At 69.4% G+C, this 14,439-nt stretch carries 11 protein-coding genes and 1 riboswitch; of the genes, 6 read left to right on the forward strand and 5 right to left on the reverse strand.

Going from position 1 to position 14,439, the window contains the following annotated elements:
- Positions 1 to 63: 63 nt before the first annotated feature.
- Complete coding sequence (locus BLR41_RS01725) at positions 64 to 1,245, reverse strand: 8-amino-7-oxononanoate synthase (protein ID WP_092626043.1); 1,182 nt, start codon at positions 1,243 to 1,245, stop codon at positions 64 to 66.
- Positions 1,246 to 1,330: 85 nt separating this feature from the next.
- On the opposite strand from BLR41_RS01725, the gene BLR41_RS01730 reads away from it, so the two are divergent.
- The 6 genes from BLR41_RS01730 (at position 1,331) to BLR41_RS01755 (ending at position 8,695) form a co-directional block, all read left to right on the forward strand.
- A complete protein-coding gene (locus tag BLR41_RS01730) occupies positions 1,331 to 2,686 on the forward strand; it encodes an adenosylmethionine--8-amino-7-oxononanoate transaminase (RefSeq protein WP_092625656.1) in 1,356 nt (451 codons plus the stop codon).
- 5 nt (positions 2,687 to 2,691) lie between these two features.
- The gene (gene bioD, locus BLR41_RS01735) at positions 2,692 to 3,417 is read left to right on the forward strand and encodes a dethiobiotin synthase (protein ID WP_218119848.1); all 726 of its coding nucleotides are present in this window, start codon (positions 2,692 to 2,694) and stop codon (positions 3,415 to 3,417) included.
- A 142-nt stretch (positions 3,418 to 3,559) separates the two neighbouring features.
- The gene (locus BLR41_RS01740) at positions 3,560 to 4,522 is read left to right on the forward strand and encodes an FAD-dependent oxidoreductase (RefSeq protein WP_092626045.1); all 963 of its coding nucleotides are present in this window, start codon (positions 3,560 to 3,562) and stop codon (positions 4,520 to 4,522) included.
- 128 nt (positions 4,523 to 4,650) lie between these two features.
- Positions 4,651 to 4,760: riboswitch (TPP riboswitch) on the forward strand.
- Between the two features lie 76 nt (positions 4,761 to 4,836).
- Positions 4,837 to 5,850 (forward strand): thiamine ABC transporter substrate-binding protein, encoded by a 1,014-nt coding sequence (locus BLR41_RS01745; protein WP_092625660.1) that lies wholly within the window; start codon positions 4,837 to 4,839, stop codon positions 5,848 to 5,850.
- A 137-nt stretch (positions 5,851 to 5,987) separates the two neighbouring features.
- The gene (locus BLR41_RS01750) at positions 5,988 to 7,583 is read left to right on the forward strand and encodes an ABC transporter permease subunit (protein WP_092626047.1); all 1,596 of its coding nucleotides are present in this window, start codon (positions 5,988 to 5,990) and stop codon (positions 7,581 to 7,583) included.
- A complete protein-coding gene (locus tag BLR41_RS01755) occupies positions 7,583 to 8,695 on the forward strand; it encodes an ABC transporter ATP-binding protein (protein WP_092625662.1) in 1,113 nt (370 codons plus the stop codon). The genes BLR41_RS01750 and BLR41_RS01755 overlap by 1 nt, the downstream gene beginning before the upstream one ends.
- Before the next feature lie 149 nt (positions 8,696 to 8,844).
- On the opposite strand, the gene BLR41_RS01760 is transcribed toward BLR41_RS01755, so the two are convergent.
- The 4 genes from BLR41_RS01760 to BLR41_RS01775 all read right to left on the reverse strand — a co-directional run bounded on the left by BLR41_RS01760 (position 8,845) and on the right by BLR41_RS01775 (position 14,348).
- On the reverse strand, positions 8,845 to 11,067 hold the full coding sequence (locus BLR41_RS01760) for a terpene synthase family protein (protein WP_092625664.1): 2,223 nt from the start codon (positions 11,065 to 11,067) through the stop codon (positions 8,845 to 8,847).
- Positions 11,068 to 11,380: 313 nt separating this feature from the next.
- Entirely contained in the window at positions 11,381 to 12,241 is an 861-nt protein-coding gene (locus BLR41_RS01765) for an ABC transporter permease (RefSeq protein WP_092625667.1), read from the reverse strand.
- A complete protein-coding gene (locus BLR41_RS01770; protein ID WP_092625669.1) occupies positions 12,238 to 13,218 on the reverse strand; it encodes an ABC transporter ATP-binding protein in 981 nt (326 codons plus the stop codon). The genes BLR41_RS01765 and BLR41_RS01770 overlap by 4 nt, the downstream gene beginning before the upstream one ends.
- Complete coding sequence (locus BLR41_RS01775; RefSeq protein ID WP_092626049.1) at positions 13,218 to 14,348, reverse strand: LolA family protein; 1,131 nt, start codon at positions 14,346 to 14,348, stop codon at positions 13,218 to 13,220. Before BLR41_RS01775 ends, BLR41_RS01770 begins: the two co-directional genes overlap by 1 nt.
- Between the last annotated feature and the right edge of the window lie 91 nt (positions 14,349 to 14,439).

A 14,439-nucleotide genomic window follows, 5' to 3' on the forward strand; every position in this document is an offset into this window, starting at 1 on the left:
GAACTCCGAGCGCTCGAGGAGTTCCGAGGCTCGGGTTCGTGGCCGTGATCGTCGAGACCCGTCTCACCCGGAGCCCTCCGGGGCGGTTTCGGCGATCACGGCCGCGACCTCGGTGATCCGCTCCGATCCCAGTTCGGCCCGCGCCGTCAGCCGCAACCGCGCGTCACCGTCCGGGACGGAGGGTGGCCGGAAGCACCCCACTCGTACGCCGCGGCGCAGGCATGCCGCGGCCCACGCCACGGCGGTGTCCGCCCCGCCCACGGGAATTCCCAGCACCGCGGCCCCGGGCCGGCTGGCGGGCACGCCGCGTCGCACCAATTCCCGGTGCAGTCCTTCGGCCACCTCACGCACCCGTGCGTGACGTTCCGGTCGTTCCCGCAACACACCCAGGGCTGCCGCTGCCGCCGCCACAGCGGGAGGGGCCAGGCCGGTGTCGAAGACGAAGGTGCGGGCCGTCTGCCTGAGGTGCTCGATCACGCGGTGCGGCCCCAGCACCGCCCCACCCTGCGCTCCCAGCGACTTGGACAGGGTCACCGTGCTCACCACGTCCGGTGCTGCGCGCACGCCCAACTCGCTCAGCGCACCCGCGCCGCCCTCGCCGAGCACGCCGAGGCCGTGCGCGTCGTCGAGCAGCAGTGCCGCTCCGTTCGCGCGGCAGACCCGCAGCGAGTCCCGCAGCGGGGCGGTGTCACCGTCCACGGAGAACACCGACTCGGTAAGCAGCAACCCGGCCCCCGGAGAGCGGGAGAGCTCGTTCGCCGCCGCGTCGGGATCGGCGTGGTCCACGATGCGCACCTCTGCTCGGGAGAGCCTGCAACCGTCGATCAGCGAGGCGTGGTTGTGCCGGTCGGAGACGAGTAGCGAACGTTCGTCGGCCAGCGCCGTGATCATCGCCAGGTTGGCGGTGTATCCCGAGGAGAACACCAGTGCCGATTCCGTGCCGTAGAACTCCGCGAGCTCGGTCTCCAGCGTGGTGTGCAACTCAGTCGTCCCGGTTACCAGGCGGGAACCGGTCGAGCCCGCTCCCCATCGCCGTGCGGCGTCCGAGGCCGCTTCGGTGACCGCGCGGTGGGTTGCCAGCCCGAGGTAGTCGTTGCCCGCGAGGTCCAGCGTGTTCTCCCGCGCCGATCTCGTCGGTGGTCTCCTGGTCAGTCCCGCGCGGTCGCGGCGTTCGGCTTCCCGGTCCAGCCGGTCGAACACGGTTTCCCGAGCCGGCCCGTCGGGGGTGGTGCTTCGAGGGGACATGTCGGCAGAGCCTGCGGGAGCGGCGAGCCGGTGGCCAGTGGTCGGGAGGTACAACCGCGGTCCCGGGGATTTGTTCCCGCCGCGAATGGGGCTTCGCCGGGCGGCGCGGCAGCATTCCGGTGTGCTCAGAACCCTGTCGGACACACCGCTGTCGCCGGAAGAACTGTCCCGCCTGGACAGAAATCACGTCTGGCACCCCTATTCGGGGATGCCCGCCGGCACGGAACCGCTGACCGTGACCGACGCCCACGGGGTGAGACTGCGAACCAGTTCCGAGCGGTACGGGCAGCGGGAACTCATCGACGGCATGTCCTCCTGGTGGGCGGCGATCCACGGCTACCGTCATCCCGCGCTCGACGAGGCGGTCCGGCGGCAGCTCGACCGCGCGAGCCACGTGATGTTCGGCGGTATCACCCACGAACCCGCCGTGCGGCTCGCCGCGAGCCTCGTGGAGATCACCCCCGACCCGCTGCGACACGTCTTCCTGGCCGACTCCGGCTCGGTGGCGATCGAGGTCGCCGTCAAGATGTGTCTGCAGTACTGGCGCGGCCGGGGACGTGCCGGAAAACGACGGTTGCTCACCTGGCGCGGCGGCTATCACGGCGACACCTGGCACCCGATGTCGGTGTGTGACCCGGAAGGCGGGATGCACCACCTGTGGCGCGGTGCGCTGCCCGAACAGCTCTTCGCTCCGGCCCCACCCGCCGGGTTCGGAGCCGAGGTCGAGCGCGACTACCTCGAACGCTTCGAGGAGCTGCTGCGGCGCCACCACGAGGAACTGGCCGCCGTCGTGGTCGAACCGGTCGTGCAGGGCGCGGGCGGCATGCGGTTCCACTCGCCCGAGTACCCGCGCGCGCTGCGCGAGTTGGCCGACCGCTACGAGGTGCTGCTCGTCTTCGACGAGATCGCCACCGGCTTCGGACGCACGGGCGAGCTGTTCGCCGCCGACCACTCCGGGGTGGCGCCGGACGTGATGTGTCTGGGAAAGGCGCTCACCGGCGGTTACCTGAGTATGGCCGCGACGTTGTGCGCCACCCACGTCGCCGACGGCATAGCGCGGGGGTCGGTGCCCGTGCTGGCGCACGGCCCCACCTTCATGGGCAACCCCCTCGCCGCCGCGGTGGCCTGCGCCTCGTTGCGGGCACTGCTGGAACGGGACTGGCGCGGAGAGATCGGTGCGATCGAATCCGGGCTGTGGGCCGGGCTCTCCCCGCTTCGGGAGCTGCGCGGGGTGCGTGATGTGCGGGTGCTCGGAGCGATCGGCGTCGTACAACTCGACCACGAAGTGGACACCACCGCCGCGAGTCGTGCCGCGATCGAGCACGGGGTGTGGCTGCGTCCGTTCCGCGACCTGATCTACACCATGCCGCCCTACGTGATCGGTCCCGAGGACCTGGCCACGGTGACCGAGGCCGTTCGCGCGGCGGCGGAAGCGGGGTGAGCACGGTGGGCAGGACGCTTTTCGTGACCGGGACCGGCACCGGCGTCGGCAAGACCGTGGTCACCGCCGCGCTGGCCGCCACCGCGTCCGGCTCGGTGGCGGTGCTCAAACCCGCGCAGACCGGAATCGTGGGCGACGAGGAGGGCGACGCCGCGGCGATCGGGCGAATGACCGGCGGGATCGGGCGAATGACGGGCGGGGTCACCACTTCGGAACTCGCGCGCCACCGCGACCCGTTGGCCCCCGCCGTGGCGGCGCGCCGCGAGGGGGCCCCGCCGGTCACACCGGGACGGATCGTCGCGGCGGTCGCGCGGTTGGCCGCCTCGCACGACCTCGTGCTGGTGGAGGGGGCCGGTGGCTTGCTGGTTCCCTACGACGACCACGGCGGCACGCTCGCCGACGCGGCGGGCCCACTGGCCGCGCCGGTGCTGGTGGTGTGCCCGGCAGGGCTGGGGGCGCTGAACGCGAGCGCGCTGACCGTGCGGGAACTGCGTCACCGTGGCTTGGACTGCCCCGGCCTCGTGATCGGAAGTCGACCGAGCGCCCCCGAGCTCGCGGCGCGCTGCAACGCGGTCGACCTTCCCGCCGTGACCGGCGTTCCGCTGCTCGGAGCGCTGCCGGAGGGAGCCGGGCGACTGCGGGGAGCCGAGTTCCGTGCCGTAGCGGCAGCGGGGCTGGCACCCGCACTCGGCGGGGAGTGGGACGCGGCCGAGGTCGGAGCCGAACGGTGACACCGCCCTGGTGCGGCGACACCTCCCCGGCGTGGCGAACCACGTCGCGTCACTTCTCGGGGAGGGTGTCCGGTGGGCGAGACCGGTGCCCGTCCCCGCGAAGAAGGTGTCTCGAGTGCTCGCCCGGTGCTACCGTCACTTCGTGAAGAGTCGATCCTCGGACGTTCTGGTCATCGGTGCCGGTGTCTCGGGACTCACCACGGCCGTGTTGCTCGCCGAACGCGGCTGTCACGTGCGTATCAGAACCACCGAGGCACCCGGTGAGACCACCTCGGCGGTGGCCGGAGCGATCTGGGGACCGATCTCGTTGGGTCCCCGCGACCGCGCCCTCGGCTGGGCGCGACGCTCCCACGAGTCGTTCCTGGAGCTGGCGGGCGTTCCGAGCACGGGGGTGCATCTGGCCCTCGGCACGGTGGCCAGTCGGGAGCCCATCGCGGCGAAGCGGCCCGAGGAGACCCTGCTGCTGACGGATCTTCGTGCCTGCGAGCCGGGTGAACTGCCGCACGGGTTCACGGCCGGCGCGCGGGCCACCCTGCCGTTGATCGACATGCCCCGCTATCTGGACTACCTCACCCGGCGGTTTCGCGCGGCCGGTGGTGAGCTGCTCCGCAGCCCGGTTTCCAGCCTCTCGGACGCCGCCGGGGAGAGCCGCACCGTGGTCAACTGCACCGGGGTGGGAGCACGGGAACTGGTCGGCGACCCCGGTGTGCTGCCCGTGCTCGGGCAGCACGTGGTCGTGGCGAACCCGGGTATCGAGGAGTACTTCGTCGAGCTCTCCGACAGCGGCCGGTGGGCCAGTTACATGCCGCACGGCGATCGGCTGGTGCTCGGCGGTGTCGCGGTGCCGTACGCCTGGGACCGCGTTCCGGACGGGGAGGTCACGGCGGGAATCCTGCGTCGCTGCGCCGAGATCCGGCCCGAGTTGCGCGAGGCGCCCATCCGGGAGGAGATCGTCGGGCTGCGTCCCCGGAGCGAGAGCGTGCGGCTGAAGGTGGAGCACTACGAAGGCGCCCGCATCGTGCACAACTACGGCCACGGCGGCGACGGGGTGGCGGTCTCCTGGGGATGTGCGTACGAGGCGGCCGAGCTGGCCACGGGCGAATAGCGGTGCCACCGCCCTCGGGAAGTTCCGCCCGGGAAGTTTCACTGGGTGAGTAGCCGGTAAGGCTGGGCGGAGGAGGCCCGACCGGAGTGAATCACTCTCGGGTCGGGATCGTGGGATGCAGTAGACTTCCGGTTCGCCACGGGAGTCCAGTGCGCTGGGCTGAGAGGAGGACACGGGGTCCTCGACCGTCCTACCTGAACCGGGTAATGCCGGCGCAGGGAGGCGTGCGATCAGCTCGGTGTCGCACTCGTGGTGTGACCACGGGAGGATCGTTGAGACGCAGCACCGCACGCCGAACGCGTGCCGCACTGGCAATGGCAGTCACTTTACTGGTGGCCGGTTGCTCACTCATGGGCACCGGCCGTGACTCGCAGGCCCCCACCGTGACACTGGTCACGCACGATTCGTTCGTGATCAGTGACGAATTACGGAAGAGATTCCGGCAGGACTCCGGCTATCGCCTCCGGATCCTGCGCAAGGGGGACGCGGGCGAACTCACCAACGAGCTGGTGCTCACCAAGGACGCCCCCATCGGCGACGTCGCCTTCGGGGTCGACTCCACGTATCTCTCGCGCGCCGTCGACAACGGAGTGTTCGCCTCCTACTCCCCAGAGAACGGGGACCACATCCCGATCGAGTACGCCTACGGCGGCAACGACAGCCCGACCCCCGTCGACGCGGGCGACGTCTGCGTCAACATCGATCTGCGCTGGTTCGAACAGCACGACCTGGAACCGCCCGCCGAGCTCGCGGACCTGGCCGAGCCGCGCTACGCGGGCCTGTTCGCGGTTCCCGATCCGGCGACCTCCTCGCCCGGTCTTGCCTTCCTGCTCAACACCGTGTCCACGTTCGGCGAGCAGGGGTGGCAGAACTACTGGCAACGACTGCTGGCCAACGACGTGCGCATCTCCTCGGGCTGGCAGCAGGCCTACAAGCAGGACTTCTCCGGCTCGTCCGGCGGCGGGTCCCGGCCCATCGTGCTGTCCTACGCCTCCTCACCCGCCGCCGAGGTCGACCGGAACGGACAACCGCGTACCAAGGCACTGCTGGAAACGTGCTACCGACAGGTCGAGTACGCCGGAGTAATCGACGGGACCACGAACCTCCAGGGAGCGCGGGAGCTGATGGACTTCCTGCTCTCGTGGAAGTTCCAGCGCCGGATGCCCGAGCAGATGTACGTCTACCCGGTGCTACTGGGGGTCGAGCTGCCGGATAGTTGGCGGGACGTCGCCCCGCGGCCGTCCGAACCCACCGAGATGAAGCCGCAGCGGGTGGAGCGCAACCGCGCCGAGTGGATACGCCAGTGGCGTTCCCTGACGAACCGGTGACGACCGAAGAGGCCGCGGGAAGCGGTGGGGCGGCGAACGGTGGCTCGCCGAACGGGGAGTCGCCGAACGGTGGCTCGCCGAACGGTGGCTCGCCGAACGGTGGCTCGCCGAACGGAGCCGGGGCCGACGGCACCGCGATTCCCGGTGCGCGCCCAGGCGGGCACGCCGCGTTCATCACAGTGGGCTCGGCGCTGGTGTTGGGGTTTCTCGGCGTCTTCTTCGCGTGGCCGGTGGCGGCCATCCTGCGCCTCGGGCTGAGCTCGGGGCTCGACGAGATACTGACCGCTCCGGAAACCTGGCGGATCGTCGCCTTCACCCTCGGGCAGGCGGCGGCCTCCACCCTGCTGGCCATCGTGGCCGGGATGCCGCTGGCCTACCTGCTCGCGCGGGTGCCCGTGCCGGGAAAGGCCCTGCTGCGCGCCCTGATCACCGTCCCGTTCGTACTACCCACCCTGGTGGTGGGAATGGCCTTCCGCGCCCTGCTCGGCACCGCCGAGCCGAACGCGTGGGCGATCGTGCTTGCCAACGCGTTCTTCAACGTAGCCGTCGTCGCCCGGACCGTCAGCGGACTGTGGACCCAGCTCGACCCGAGAGCGACCGACGCGGCACGCAGTCTCGGGGCGGGACCTCTCCGGGCCTTCCGCACCGTGACGCTACCCGCGTTGCGCCCCGCGCTGTGGTCGGCCGGGGCGGTGGTCTTCCTGTTCTGCTCCACCAGCTTCGGTGTGGTGCTGGTACTGGGTGGCGGGCGATACCGGACGCTGGAAACGGAGATCTACCTGCGCACCGTGCGACTGCTCGACCTTTCCGGCGCGGCCGCGCTGTCGCTGCTGCAGCTCGCGGCGGTGTTGGCCGCGCTGGCCGTCGCCGCGATCGCCCGCGGCCGCAGGGAGAACGCGCTCGCACTGCGCCGGTCACGAGCCGCCGTACGGCGCCCGAGCGGTCTCGAGTGGATACCGGTGGGCTGCGCGGTCCTCGTGCTCGGTGCCCTGGCCGCTCCGATCGTCGCACTGCTCGTGCGTTCGGTGAACTCGCGAGGGGGGTGGAGTCTGGCCGGGTATCGGGCGTTGTCCGGAACCGGGGGAGTACTGGACGTGTCGGGGTGGCAGGCCGCGTGGAACTCGCTGCGTGCCGCCACCGACGCCACTTGGATGTCGTTGCTGCTCGGCGTGCTCGCCTGCCTGGTGCTGACGAGTCTGCGCAGCCGCTGGACGGCAGAACTCATGGACGCCGGCCTGATGCTGCCGCTGGGGGTGTCCGCCGTCACCGTCGGCTTCGGCTATCTCGTCACGCTGCACGTGTTGCCGGGTGATCTGCGGACCTCGCCGCTGCTGGTGCCGTTCGCCCAGGCCCTGGTGATCACACCGCTGGTGATCAGAACGATACTGCCGGTCCTCCGCTCGGTGGATCCACGGGTACGTGCTGCCGCCGCGACGCTGGGGGCCGGACCGTGGCGGATCCGTCGCGAGGTGGACCTGCCGTTGGCGGGGCGGGCGGTGATGACCGCCGCGGGCTTCGGTTTCGTCGTCGCCCTGGGCGAGTTCGGCGCCACCGGCTTCCTGGCCCGCCCGGAGACACCGACACTTCCCGTGGCGATCAGCACGCTGATCAGCCGCCCCGGCGAGCTGAACACCCAGATGGCCTACGCGGCCTGTGCGTTGCTGATGCTGGTCACCGCCGGGGCGGTGCTGCTCATCGAAACCCTGCGTTCCGATTCGGCGGGAGAATTCTGATGCGTTCCGTACTCGGGTCCGGCGAAACAGCCACGGCTCCGGAATCCCACCGTGAGCCGGACGACGGCCTGCGGCTGGAAGGCCTGACGGTGCGCTACGGCGGCACCACGGCATTGTCCGATGTGGACCTTCACGTGCCGCGCGGCCAGGTGCTGGCCGTGCTGGGGCCCTCCGGTTGCGGCAAAACCACTCTGCTGCGAAGCGTGGCCGGGCTGGAGCGCCCCTCGGAAGGACGGATAGCCTTCGACGGTGTCGAGCTCTCCGAGGTGCCGGTGCATCGACGCGGTTTCGGCATGGTCTTCCAGGAGGGCCAGCTCTTCGGCCACCGCGACGTGGCGGGCAATGTGGACTTCGCGCTGCGCATGCGATCGGTCGGTAGAAGCGAGCGCCGCGACACGGTGACTCGACTTCTCGAACTGGTCGGACTGGGCGGGTATCAGGACCGACGAGTCACCGAGTTGTCCGGTGGGCAGGCACAACGGGTCGCGCTGGCACGAGCGCTGGCGGCCGACCCCCGGTTGCTGCTGCTCGACGAGCCGCTCTCCGGGCTGGACCGGAGGCTGCGGGAGCGGCTGGCCGTGGATCTGGCGCGTGTGCTCGATCGGAACCGGATGACCGGTGTGCTGGTGACCCACGACCACGACGAGGCCTTCACGCTCGCCGATCGGACCGCGGTACTCGTGGCGGGGCGGATCGAACAGCTCGACACCCCGTGGCGCCTCTGGCACCGGCCCGCCACCGAGGAGGTGGCACGCTTCCTGGGATGCGGCACCGTCCTCCCCGGCCACGCCGAGGACGAGACGATCCGCTGCGAACTCGGTACGGTGCCCCGTCCTGCGGACTGCCCTTCGGGGACTGTCCGGATAGGACTACGTGCGGCAGGACTGCGGGCCGCGCCCGCCGGGGAGGAAGCCCCGATCGGACAGCCGCGCGCCGTGGTGCGGGAACGAGTCCATCGACAGGACCACGTGCGGTTGACCGTGACCGTGCCGGACGCGCCGGGACTCGCACCGCTGGAAGCCGTCACCTCGCTCGACGACGTTCCCCACCTCGACGAGGAGGTGACGCTGACCCTCGAACCGAGCGGAACGGCCCTGATCACCGAGACCTAGCACGGTCCGGCCGACTCGACTCGCTCAGGTTAGAGCGAGTTCACGTAGGTTCGACCCGGTTTCCGTGGGTGTGCCCGGCAGAGCCTTCCACCGCCTGCGCATCACGGGAGCTCCGACCTCGGGTGGGTACCACCGCTGGAAATTCCCGGTCAGGCGATCCGGGCGGCGGCGGTTCCCAGGCCGGTGGGGCCGAAGCCGAAACCGAAGGGATTCGCGATACGCCGCAGTTCGGCCTCGGTGTAGCGCACGCAGCGGCGATGCCACTCCAGGATGCCCGACATCCAGTCCTGCAGCTCCGCAACGTGACGCTCCAACTGGCGCCGCACGTCCTCGCCCAGCTCGAACTGCTCGTACAGCCCTGGCAGTTCGTTGGCGATGATGTGCTGGAACTGGGCCATTCGGGAGTTGGCCAGTTCTCCCACCACGTCCCGTGCACGTTGCTGGTCGACTCCCAGGAAGTCGCGCACCACCAGCACCATGTTGTGCAGTTCGCCCTCGAACTCGATCTCCTTCTGGTAGGAGAACAGATCGTTTACGAAGCAGGCGTAGTCCTGTGCGGCGGTGTCCAGTTCCCGCAGCGTGCGGGTGCGGTAGATCTCCGGGGGGATCGAGTTCTCCGCCGAGAGCCGGGACAGACTCATGGTCATGTCCGAACCGAAAGTTCTGCGACGCATCTCGATGTAGTCCACCGGATCCGGTATCCGGTTGGCCGTCTGGTTGTCCAGCTCCCAGACCCAACTCGACGTCATGTCCAGCACTGCCTTGCGGAACTCGTCACGGGCAGCGGGGGACATCGGTGTGGCGGTGCGCTGCCACAGATCCGCCAGGCCGCGTTCGACGGGATTGCTCGGCTCCGGTGTGTCGCTCATGTCCAGCGGCATGAAGGCCGGGAGACGGGCGTCCTGCTGCTTGGCTGCCGCCACGTTGCGGGTGGCCCCGAACACCAGCGGGAAGTAGTCGTCACCGTAGGTTCCCCAGGCCAGCCAGTCCGAGGACAGCTTGAGCTGGTCCAGCTCCGCGTCGGCGTGGATCATCGAGGCGCAGTGCGGCAGATCCAGATTCACGAAACGCTGTTCGTCCCAGACGCCGCCGAGTTCGACCCCGGGCACCGAGTCGAACATTCCCGTCCCGCGCGCCCAGTCGACCGCGTAGGCGCGTGCCGTGTCGATGTGTCGACTGGTGCGGAAGGCGTAGGGCATGTCCAACTCGGGCAGGGAAAGCGGTCCCACCCGTTCGAACGGGTGGTGGGAGTGCTGCCGCGAGCGGTGCGCCACCCCGATCGCCACGGTGGAGGTGTGCAGCCCGCTCGCCGAGGTTCCCAGCCCGTTCGGGCCGCCCAGCACTCCCAGCACCGGGCTCTCCCGGGATTCGAGTTGTTCGTTGGTGTAGCGGCTGGACTTGGCGTGCCATTCGTGGCCACCGGCCTGCCAGTCCTGCAGTCCTTTGACGTAGGCCGCCACCCGGGCCTGCTCGTCGACGGGAAGACCGTTGTCGGCGAACAGCGCGGGAACATCGTGCAGCGCCGCGTTCTCGAACTGTTGCAGTCGCGAGGTCAGCAGGTCGTTGACCAGCTCGGCCGCCTGCTGTGTGGTGCAGTCCAGGAATCGTTCGAACACCAGCACCGCATTGGAGTTCTCGCCTTCCTCGGCGACCTCCCGCTGGTAGGAGAACAGGTCGTTGCGCAGGTGCACCGCGTCCGAGAAACTTTCGGACAGCACCTCGATCGGGCGAAGAGCGGTGATGTGGTCCGGCAGCTCCGCCTTGACGGCGCACTCCACGAGGTTGGCCGACCACGGCGCACCACCCACCCTGCGCCGCATCTGCACGTACTCGATCGGATTGGCGATCCTGCCCCGGGTTATGTTGTCCAGTTCCCACATCGACTCGACCATCAGATTGTGGGTGCTGCGGGTGAATCGCCTGCGCCAACCGCTCGACATCGACGGTGCGGTGCGTTGCCAGAGGTCGTGCAGCCCCGCCTCCGCGGCGTTGGCGGGTTCCGGGGCCTGCTGGTCCGCCTCGGGCATGAACAGGTCCAGCCTGTCCAGGTACCGCTGGGCGCCGCGCAGATCCCGGGAGTACTTGAACTGCTCGAGGAAGTCGTCGTCGAAGAAGAACACCCACACGTACCAGTCGGTGATCAGATCCAGCATCGGCCCGTCACAGTCGGGATGGGTGTAGGCGCACATCAGCGCGTAGTCCATCTTCTCCAGCGCCTGCCGGTCCCAGATCACACCACCTCCCGGCTTGGGAGCCTCCAACATGCCCATACGCTCCGCCCACTCGGTGCTGTGACGTCGGGAACGTTCCAGGTGCGGATTCAGCCGGGCGGGGTGGGGCAGGTAGAACTCCGGGTAGGTGAAAGCGACCATCGGTCCGCCTACTCTGTCGACTGCGGGATGCCGAGGAGCAGGTTGGCAATTCGGAGTAGTGCGTTGCTACGACCATCCGAGCGATGCTCGTGTTCTATCGGGTGACATCCGTCCGCTGCTCGAACCAACCGGTTGATGTCCGTCGGCGACCGTTCCGCCACGGCCGCCGACTCACGACGTCGCTGAGCCCGCTCGGCGGGCGTCGATTTCCCGCTCGGGAAATCTTGGGGGAGGTGGGACGGTACGGCCCGGTCGTTGTCAATTTCCCGCGAAATCGCCGCGCCGCTACGGACAAACCTTCCTCGCGGTCGGGTCAGGTGTCCTTGGTGGCCATCCGTGCCACCGCCGCCGAAAAGCCCACCAGCGTGTAGCAACCGGCGCGCCACAGTCCGTCCACCAGATTGTTCCAGCGGATCGGATCACTCAGTACGTCGCTGATGGAGTACCAGTCGGCGGTTATGAAGATCGGCTTGAGCCACTCCAGGGACGGAATGGCCTCCAGCACCCCGAACACGATCAATCCCCCCACCGTGGCGATGAGCACCAGCAGCGAGTGCTCGGTCGTCGCGGATATCGCCAGCGCGACGGCGCCGACCGCGGCCATCTGCACCGCGCACCAGGCCGTTGCCAGTGCGACCCTGCCAAGTGCCTCACCCAGCGGGAGAGTGGTGCCGGACAGGGTGACCAGACCGTCGCTGCCGACGATCAGCAGTCCGGTCAGCACTCCGCTCAACGCGACGACACCGACGGCGAGCACCACCATCAGCAGCACGCCCAGTGCCTTGACCACCACCAGCCGCACCCTGCCGATCGGTGCCAGCAGCAGCCCGCGCAACGTACCGTTGGCCGCCTCGCCCGCCAGTCCGTCGGCGGCCACCATCGCGGTGATCAACGGCAGCAGCAGGTTCTGCGTCAGCATCAGGGCCAGCACCGGAAGGACAAGCCCGTTGCCCGCGACCGCCGAGAACAGTCCCGTTCCACCGGAAGGTCCTCCGGTTATCGCGAGCACCGTTCCGATCAGGACGGGGATCAACGCCAGCCCGAGCAGCGCGAGCAGATTGCGCGGCCGGTGCAGTATCCAACTCAGCTCGGAGCTCACCACTCGTCCGAACGGCGCCGAAGTGCGTTGCCGGATGCCGGACGGCAGCTCGACCCGTGAGGCCGTTCCCGTCATGACTCCCCCTCGGTGAGTCGAGCGAAGATCTCCTCCAGGCCCGCACGGTTCCGGCGTGCCTCGTGCACCCCGATCCCGGCGTGTACCAGTGCCGCGACCACTTCGGGTGCGTCCGTTTCGGACAGTTCCACTCGTAGTTCTCCCCGTTCCACGCGAGCCGGTATGCCGCTCTGCCGTAGTGTCTCCAGCCCCGACTCGTTGTCGGAAACCCGGAGCAGCAGATTGGGCCCGCCGGACTCCAGCAGGGTCGCCAACTCGCCCTGCGCGATCAGCGACCCGGCCTGCAGTACGGCCGCATGGGTGCAGGTCGCCTCCACCTCGGACAGCAGGTGTGAGGAGACCACCACTGTCGTCCCGCTCGCGTGCAACTCCGCGATTATTCGGCGTACCTCCCTGGTACCCGCCGGATCCAGGCCGTTCGTCGGTTCGTCGAGCACCACGAGGTCGCGCGGCACGAGCAGCGCCGCGGCCAGCCCGAGCCGCTGCTTCATACCCAGCGAGTAGGAGCGGTACTTGCGTTCCGCGGCCTCGACGAGCCCCACTCGCTCCAGTGCCTGCCGCACCGCCGTGGTTACGTCCGAGCCGTACAGCGCGGGCTCCATGGCGGCACAACGGAGCAGGTTCCGCCTACCCGACATGAAGGGGTGAAACCCCGGACCTTCCACCAGGGCTCCCACCGAGGGCAGTGCGCGACCGCTCTGGTCCGGCATGCGGTATCCGAGCAGTTCGACCGACCCGGCGGACGGTTCGGTCAGCCCCAGCAGCATCCGGATCGTGGTGGTCTTGCCCGAGCCGTTCGGACCGAGCATGCCGACCACCGCACCGCGCGGTACCCACAGGTCCACGTCGGCGACCGCCACGGTCCCGCCGTAGGTCTTGCGTAGCGAGCTGGTGCGCAGTGCGGGTTCCGATTCTTCCCGCCCGGAGGCGGGGGCGCTCGTAACCCCCGCCTCGGCGGTGTCAGCGGGTCCGGTCATCAGGAGTCCCGCAGTGCCTCGATCAGTACCTGCTGCGGAACCGCACCGGCGGCCACCCGGCCGTCGGAGGTCAGCACCGCCGAGCCGACCGAAGTGTTGATCACCCAGCCGTGGCCCCACGAGCCGCTGACCGGCGACCCCATGCGTTCGGCCATGGCGCGAACGCCGGTTCCGCCCGTTTCGGCCGCGCCGGGTCCGGACCGTTCACCATCACCGGTGGACGAACGCATCGCGCTCTCCGGCAGCCGGCTCAGCACCACCGTGTCCCAGCCGGTTCCCTCGATCCGGGGTCGGTTCCCGTCGCCGGGGCCGGAATCCCCCTCCCGGGAGGGGGCGGAACCCTGCTCCTCGGGCTTTTCTGGGGTGCGCACCTTCGCGTTCTCCGGCGGGGTGAACTGGAACAGCTCCGCGTCCTGCTCGCCCGTGCTCAGTTCGGAGAACCCGGCCCGCAGCGCTGGATCGCTCGAACCGTTGGCGTTGACCTCCACCCGAAGTGGGATCCGAGTCTCGGCTCCCACGCCGATCCGGACCTCGCGCAGCTTGGTGCGTTCGTTCGGTTTCGGTGTCAGCACCAACTCGTAGGCGTCCCGCCCCGCGACGCTCGCGGTGCCGTCCACCTGCACGGTGCTGGTCTCCCGCAGTTTGCCGACGAGCCGCTGGGCGAGCTCCGAGGGATCCGCCGGAGCGTCCGCCTCCGGACGTTCCGTCCCGGAGTCCTCCCGGGAGGACTCCCCGTGGGGGTACTTGACCACGGTGCGTTCGGCGGAGTCCCACTTCCACACCGTGTTGCCGTCGTCGACCACGGTGGTCTCACCGCTGCCGTCGGACATCGAGATCCGTTGCCGCTGCTGACCGTCGTACCAGACCCGCATCGACTTCTCGCCGCCCGAGAGCAGCTCACCGGCCTCGCCCGCCCCCGGAAGCGCGGGTAACCCGAGCTCGTTCTGCACGGTGATCCTGCCCGAGAGCGCCGGTGGATCCGATTCCATCACCGAAGCGAGCAGCTCGTTGGCGGACACCTGGGGAAGCTGGGGGCTCTGCGCCCCCGCGGGAAGCGTCATGGAGGTGAGTCCGAGCGCTCCGGCGGCGATTCCGGCCGACGCGGTAAGCGCGATGTTCCTGCGTCTCATCCGATTCCCTTCGAGTTCTTTGCGGTCGATACCCACCTTGCACCCGTCCCGCTGAGATGATCCTGAGAATACGGTTCCGGTGATCCCGTCA

This window comes from Actinopolyspora mzabensis, assembly GCF_900101095.1.
In the GTDB taxonomy this organism is placed as follows: domain Bacteria; phylum Actinomycetota; class Actinomycetes; order Mycobacteriales; family Pseudonocardiaceae; genus Actinopolyspora; species Actinopolyspora mzabensis.